The 495-nt window shown below is 43.8% G+C and carries 1 protein-coding gene; it reads left to right on the forward strand.

Annotation, left to right across the window (positions count from 1 at the left end):
- Positions 1-495 (forward strand): tol-pal system YbgF family protein (locus A3729_RS32890; RefSeq protein WP_197475797.1); only part of this gene is annotated, 495 nt, incomplete at both ends.

Here is a 495-nt window from a genome sequence, read left to right on the forward strand (position 1 = left end):
TTATGTATTTGGTAAGCAGGCTGCAGACTATTACGAAGAGCTGGTTCTCACGCGAGGTCAAGATCGCTATAGCGGTGAGAACCTTTACCTTGCAGCTGAGGCTGCATATAAAATTGGTGATTATCGTCGTGCAATTTCTCTATACGAACGTGCAGCTTATGAAAATGTTAGCCATCCAAAGGCAGTTCAAGCTGGCTATGCTTCAGTTCTGACATATGACGACATCAAAGTTTCAAATAGCGGCAATACCCAAGATCTCGGGCCATCTGATAAGCTACTTCGCAGAGAAGCGATTGAGCGTTTTGCTGCGCATTTTCCTATGGCTAATCAGACGGCAGGATTGTTGAACGACCTAGCAAATGAATATTATCGCGAACTAGACTATATCAATGCAGTAGAAGTTTCTTCCCGAGTTGTACAGTCCAGATCGGCACCTGCTGCGATATTGTATTCTAGTTGGTTGGTTAACGCTCATAGTCATTTCGAGCTAGAAAA

It is taken from the genome of Oleiphilus sp. HI0043 (assembly GCF_001634935.1).